Source organism: Geobacillus sp. Manikaran-105 (genome assembly GCF_002809955.1).
GTDB classification, from domain to species: domain Bacteria; phylum Bacillota; class Bacilli; order Bacillales; family Anoxybacillaceae; genus Geobacillus; species Geobacillus thermophilus.
Map to the genome: position 1 here is coordinate 21497 of NZ_PIJG01000040.1, position 6251 is coordinate 27747.

The window sequence follows — 6251 nt, forward strand, 5'->3', positions numbered from 1 at the left end:
AATTTCACCTACTTTTTAAATGTAAGGCAACGAGAAGGGTTTTCTACAAAAAATAGATAAATTAGTTTTTCACCATCAAAACCTGCACGATTTGCTTCATCGATAAATCGTGGAACCCATTTAGAAATGATATACTCTAAACCAAGTCCGTAATCATAATGTTTGTAATATGATTTTCTCGCCGTATCTCCACTCACTAGTATTTGTTTTTCGTATCCTTTGCGGACAAGTTCCAAAATACAATGGATTCTTGTACTTTCAGGAGCATACTTTATCTTTCCAATGCCATCAAAACAAAGGTAAGCACCAGTTTTAGCTATTTGTTCATGGTAATAAGGATCAGGATTTCGATCCATATGACCGAAGCTTACATTAGACAAATCAACTCCTTCACTTCGCAAAATTTCAATTTGTTCAAGGGCCATCGTACCTGCTTCCGTATGGGAATGAATCGGTGCTTTTGTTTCATGATGTGCTCTGGCGACGGCACGTATTGTTTTTTCTTCTAAAGAAGTAATTCGGTTGTAACCTGTTCCGAATTTTATTTGTCCACCTTTATAAGATGTTCCTTCAAGCCCTGCCTCTACTTCTTGGATGACAAATTCCGCCAGTTCATTTACAGTTGCTGTTTCAATCCACTCATAGTAGGTAGTATAAGGACCAACTATTTTTTGTATTTTTTCTTCCAGTTTAGCCCCCCATAAAAAGCTTTTATTAAAACCGGCTGTCCCAATGATATGGATTTTTGCTTTTCTTGCAATATCTGCAACAGCTTCTACATCTCTTCCATAATCTACTGCAGTAGCATCCACAATCGCATTGCCGCCATGTTTAACAAAGTCTAGAACGTCTTTCAATGATTTTTCCTTATCATCCAGCAATAAATCGTCTTCTCCTTTTTCTTTCCAATATGGCGGGCGGCAAACAATGTGCTCATGGGAATAAGTAAATCCTAACTGTTCAGGATCAATATCTCCATGCAATGTGCGAATAAAACTCATTTTTCAACACCTCCAGCACAAAACCCTATTACGGCGGATAAAACTATTATAGATGCAATTTGAAGCTTTCACATTTGTAACTTTTATAGAGCTATTGGATCCGACTGTCGGGCGACCGAACAACGCTGCTTCCGGGTGGTCGGGTCGTTCGGTCTTCCGCCACGCCAAGGCGTGACGAAGGCAAGCCAAAGACTTGCCTTCGATAGTCGAAAATCGAGATCGTCAGTCATCGTACTAAACGTGCGAATCTCTTTTCCTTCAGGGGTAAGGGCGCAAGCCGTGATCGATTGCTTATGCACATCCAATCCACAACAGCGTTCATACAAGACGCGCATCCGTCTCCCTCCCTGCTTCGTCCTCAAACACAGCTGGTGCAGCAGCCTTTGTTCAAGCATTCTATCCTGTGTGCTTCCCTCAAGGGAGCGACATTCCGTCGTGCACCAGACTGCTGGGGTCCGCCTATATATCGGACTTTTCCCTACCATTTAATGCAACGACCTCATGACCCCAGCTGCAAGGAGACCATTTGACAGAAGGTTGTTTTCATCCTTCCGCTCGTGACGAATTTTTTCGTCATGAGAGTCTATATAGATTCCGTCACGTTGAACGGTTTGTTGCCCAGCCCACTTTCTTTGGCAAAATCTAGAAGAATAATTGGGCAAGTATTTTAATAATAGGCCCAAGAATGAACATATCTGAGTCAGCTGCCCACATAGCGGTGTCAGGGATTGTACTCGATATTAAAAATTTCACCATGATGTACTGCCCCCATGCCACCACTGTTGCGGTCATAAATCCGCCCAACAAGGCGCCTCTTACACCACCAGTCGCATTGCCAAAAACTCCCGCTGTCGCGGCATGGAAGAATAGAACGATCATCGTTGGTACAAATACGTAACCAACAGTATTTCCGATAATAACAAGCCAAATTAATGCTCCTGCGAACGCACCTAAAAATCCTAATATTACCGCGTTTGGAGCATAAGGGAAAACAATCGGACAATCGAGAGCCGGCTTAGCTCCTGGCACAAGCTTGGTCGCAATACCGTTAAAAGCCGGAACAATTTCGCCAATAAACATCCGAACTCCCATTAGTACAACAGCAATTCCCGCGGCAAACGTAAAGGATTGAACGATCGAATAGATAATAAAGTTTTGACTTCCTGCTTTCTTTATTAATTCCTCCGCTCCTGGAGTTCCTTTTAGAGAAACAATGATTGCACCTACTAAAAATAACGTTCCCATCGTTAGTGCAGTAATGACATTAGAATCCCTTAAAAACTCCAACCCTTTTGGAAGTTTGATCTTTTCTGAATCATTCTCTTTATTACCAATCACTTTACCGACCAGTGCCCCAATCAACGCAACAGATGCAGATGTATGCCCTAAAGCAATATTATCGTTGCCCGTAATTTTCCGCATAAATGGTTGTGTAAGCGCTGGCTGTAATGTCCAATAGAGACCCATAATAATAGATAGAAAGATAACAAGTTGCCAAAATGACACATCTCCAACTGTATGAATAACAATACCGGCAAAAACGGTCGTTGTCCAAAACATCATATGTCCAGTCAGATAAATGTATTTGAATTTGGTCAATCTGGCTAGCAAGACGTTAATTAAAAACCCTATTGTCATGGCTAAAGTTACCGCACTTCCGTATTTCGCGTTAAATCCTTCCTGCCCTATAAACTTACCTAACGATTCCGACTTTAAATTAAATACTTCTTTCCACATAGGTTCAAAAACGGTTAAAGAATCTACTATAACGCCAGCACCAGCGCCAATAATTAGAAAACCGATGACAGCCTTAAATGTACCGCTGATAATTTGATTGGTTTTTTTCTTCTGTAATAGCAAACCAATAAATACAATGAAACCTAGCAATATAGCCGGCGTTCCAAACACATTGGCAGCAATCCACTTAATGATTTCCATTGGCCACCTCTCCTAATTATGAGGATTATTATTTTAAATTCTCCTCTAAGGCATTTTTAATTTCCACTCGATCAAAATAGTTATTCACAATAATGATCTTCGCGTTTACACCAGTTAAAGAATCAGCCAATTCCTTGTTGGTCACGATAAAATCTACATCCATGCTTGATGCAGTAGATACATCCGTATGTTCTACATCTGCCGCAATTCCTAGTTCAGACAAAACTTGTTCCACATTCATTCTTAAAATTAAACTCGTTCCCTGTCCTAGACCACAAACACATAATAACTTCATGCTCCCACTCCTCTAATAAAATTTTCAATTTCCTCATATGTCTTTGCGTGGATCATCTTTTCGATTGTCTCTTTATTTCCTAACAATACCATTAACTTTTTTAACATTTCCAAGTGTTCATCATTATTAGAAGCTCCAAGAGCTAACACAAGCTTGACAGGATCGTTTGGCTTATTTCCGAATTCGATCGGTTCTGCCAACTGTACAAGCGATACTGACGCTTCTTTCACTCCATCTTCCGGTCTTGCATGCGGCAAAGCTACTTGCGGCGCTAAAACAAAATATGGTCCATTATTTTTATACGATTCCACCATCGCCTCTATATAAGAATGATCGACATGATTTTGATCAGCAAGCAATTGTCCCGCTTTCCTAATAGCTTCTTCAGGTGTATTAGCTTTTACATTCAATGCTACTAGGTTTGGTTCTAAAAACTTCATACTAATCTCCTTTTTGCATTTTGTTATCCTTGCTCATTTTCTTTTTTATTTAAATACGACCATATTTCTTCAGGCGTATAACATCGAATTAACTCTTGGACAAATTCAGATGACTGAAAGCACTCCGACAATATGGATAATGCATGAAGATGAATTTCTGGATCTACTGATGCCAAAACAAAGATTAATTGAACATCATGTTCTTTTTTTTCCGAAAAAGAAACCGGCTCTTTCAACACCAACAAACTAATTCCTGGCTTTTTCACCCCTTCGTCCGGCCTTCCATGAGGAAGTGCTACTTTCGGCGCGATGATGATGTACGGTCCCAAATTTTTAATATGATTGATCATCGCAATAACATATTGCTGCGTTATTTTACCGGTCTGTAAAAGCGGTTTAGAGGCGAGTTCTATCGCATGCTCCCAACTTTCCACTTTCGCAGCAATTTGAATATATTCTAGTGAAAGCAGATCAAGTAAGCCTGGTTTTCTCGTCCAATTTTTTGGAATAGAAGGCTTATAAAAGTATTCCTTTAATGCGGTCATTAGTGCTTGTTCATCTTTTATATCAGCGTATTGCTTAACGATTCCCAAAATCGCTTCTGGGGAATATTTTGTATTCTGTGATGCGCTTTCTCCAAATAAAACATGAACCTTTTTTAATAGCGTTTCTTTTTCTTGATCCGTTAAAATCGGATTAACAACGAATACAGGGTGCTTTTTCTTAGAAACTGGAACAGTCGAAACAGCAAAATCAATGTCATGAAAGTCCCTTTGCTCGTAATCTCTTACAGAAATGGTCTCCACAAAGTCAACGGTTGAAAATAACCCTTCCAACTGTTTTCGTAAAATAGTTGAAGTACCGATGCCGCTTGCGCAAATGAGAATGGCGCGTTTCCGTTCCTTTGGCTGAATTCCTTCTTTACGCAACCATCCTCCAAAATGTATAGCAATTAACGCTGCCTCCTCATCGCTAACTTTCTTGCCGATAGCGGTTTCAAAATGATGAATCACCTTTTTTGTAATTAAGAAAAGATCTTTATATTTTGTCTTAATTAACTCAATCATCGGATTTTCCACTTGCAAGCCATATTTAATTCTGTAATAGGCAGGCTTTAAATGTAAAAGCAAGTTTTCTTCAACTGCTTTCCTGTTTGGAAACGTAATACATGTGAAGGCTTGAAATTCTGTAACCATTTTTTGCACAATATTTTGTAGATTCTTATAATCATCATGACTTTGCAGAGAATTTCCAGAATATTGGACTTTGCTGCTTAATAAATGAGTAGCCAAATAGTAAACTTCATCATCTGGAATAGAAGTTTGAAAGATGGATTCCAACTTGCTTCTTGCTGTTTGTGCTGCTTCAAATTCTTTCGTTTGCTGGATCACTTCCTTTTCCACCGGATCAAAGTCGATTTTTTTACCTTGGACGATTCGCTTTCCAAATAACCAAAAGCGTAGAGCCAAGTGGTACAAAACATCATCTGCAAACTGTATATTTAAATTCTTTTCACATTCATTTAAGACATCGAGTATATTTCTTAGCTCACTTAAAACTGTAGTTGACTCATCCTCATCATGGATCAACAGGCGTTTTAAATTAGCTAAAACCGTTTGCCAATTTTGCTGGTGTGGAATAACAAGGGATAAGTAATATACGATCGCTCTTCGTTTATCTTCTTCCTTTCCCTTTATTACATAGCCAGTGTAGCGGGTAAAACAAAGGGTTAATTGGAAACTGTTCAACTGTGCACGCAATTTCTTTAAATCTTTAATGGTCGTATTTCTACTCACTTTTGTTTTTTCTGATAAATCTTTCAGGAAATGTGGTGGTTCCTCTACTAATAAATGGATTGCAAGCCGCGCCAACCTTTCTTTCTTAGAATATGCGTAATTCCATGCCTCTGAATTTTTTAATTTTTCGAGAATAGCTTGTTTCGTCCGTTCTGTTATATAAAAGCCTGAAGTCCGAACATATTTCACTTCATCAAGATGGTTGATCTTTAACCAATAGTTAATCTTTTCTATATCGTAATAAACCGTTCGTCTGGATATATTAAACTTTTTGATCAACTCCTTTACTGATAGATAACCATCGCGCCTTACCAACTCTTGTAATATCGCAGTACTGCGTTCATCAAGCGACATCGCCAGACCCCCTGCACAATTGTGCAAAATCGGATTGGTCTTAAAAATATTTAGCAATTGCTTAATTTCATTTTATTAGAAAGCACTCTCAATTATAAGGCCAAATTTCCCACACTATGTTTGTGCAAAACTGTACGAAAAGTACCCTAATCCCAATTTTCATTATTCTGTATCACGAGTGTTGATTATCCAAAATTATACATACGCCTTCCATAAATTTGGGCATACTCAAACAAAGCAGCGGCCATCCYGGATTTCCAATCGAGAGGAAGCTGCCCAGAGAAAAAACGGCGAACRAACGAAATGAAGGAAAGAGAGACGTTCGTCYGTTTTTTGGTTTGATCATACAGCCATCGCAGCAACACATACGCGATGAACGCCGCAAACAGTTGGTTGTATACCGCATTTTCCGTCGTGCCAAACAAGG

The 6251-nt window shown here is 39.1% G+C and carries 5 protein-coding genes and 2 pseudogenes; all 7 read right to left on the reverse strand.

Going from position 1 to position 6251, the window contains the following annotated elements; all coding sequences use genetic code 11:
• Window positions 1–8 precede the first annotated feature (8 nt).
• Window positions 9–1001: a phosphotriesterase family protein gene (locus CV945_RS12200; protein WP_100659867.1), complete on the reverse strand. Its 993-nt coding sequence runs from the start codon at window positions 999–1001 to the stop codon at window positions 9–11.
• A gap of 215 nt (window positions 1002–1216) precedes the next feature.
• A pseudogene (locus tag CV945_RS17555) lies at window positions 1217–1336 on the reverse strand (IS110 family transposase); the annotation flags it as partial.
• Window positions 1337–1643: 307 nt separating this feature from the next.
• Window positions 1644–2939 (reverse strand): PTS ascorbate transporter subunit IIC, encoded by a 1296-nt coding sequence (locus tag CV945_RS12210; RefSeq protein WP_100659868.1) that lies wholly within the window; start codon window positions 2937–2939, stop codon window positions 1644–1646.
• A 28-nt stretch (window positions 2940–2967) separates the two neighbouring features.
• Window positions 2968–3234 (reverse strand): PTS sugar transporter subunit IIB, encoded by a 267-nt coding sequence (locus CV945_RS12215; protein WP_100659869.1) that lies wholly within the window; start codon window positions 3232–3234, stop codon window positions 2968–2970.
• Window positions 3231–3674 carry a PTS sugar transporter subunit IIA gene (locus CV945_RS12220; protein WP_069304346.1) on the reverse strand — a complete coding sequence of 148 codons (444 nt, stop codon included), beginning with the start codon at window positions 3672–3674 and terminating at the stop codon, window positions 3231–3233. Before CV945_RS12220 ends, CV945_RS12215 begins: the two co-directional genes overlap by 4 nt.
• A 23-nt stretch (window positions 3675–3697) precedes the next feature.
• Complete coding sequence (locus CV945_RS12225) at window positions 3698–5824, reverse strand: BglG family transcription antiterminator (RefSeq protein WP_100659870.1); 2127 nt, start codon at window positions 5822–5824, stop codon at window positions 3698–3700.
• Window positions 5825–6009: 185 nt separating this feature from the next.
• Window positions 6010–6251, reverse strand: a pseudogene (locus CV945_RS12230) (IS4 family transposase); the annotation flags it as partial.

Coding starts and splice junctions, on each gene's coding strand:
- CV945_RS12220 (WP_069304346.1), bottom strand. CDS start 3,674: ATGAAGTTTTTAGAACCAAACCTAGTAGCATTGAATGTAAAAGCTAAT.
- CV945_RS12210 (WP_100659868.1), bottom strand. CDS start 2,939: ATGGAAATCATTAAGTGGATTGCTGCCAATGTGTTTGGAACGCCGGCT.
- CV945_RS12200 (WP_100659867.1), bottom strand. CDS start 1,001: ATGAGTTTTATTCGCACATTGCATGGAGATATTGATCCTGAACAGTTA.
- CV945_RS12225 (WP_100659870.1), bottom strand. CDS start 5,824: ATGTCGCTTGATGAACGCAGTACTGCGATATTACAAGAGTTGGTAAGG.
- CV945_RS12215 (WP_100659869.1), bottom strand. CDS start 3,234: ATGAAGTTATTATGTGTTTGTGGTCTAGGACAGGGAACGAGTTTAATT.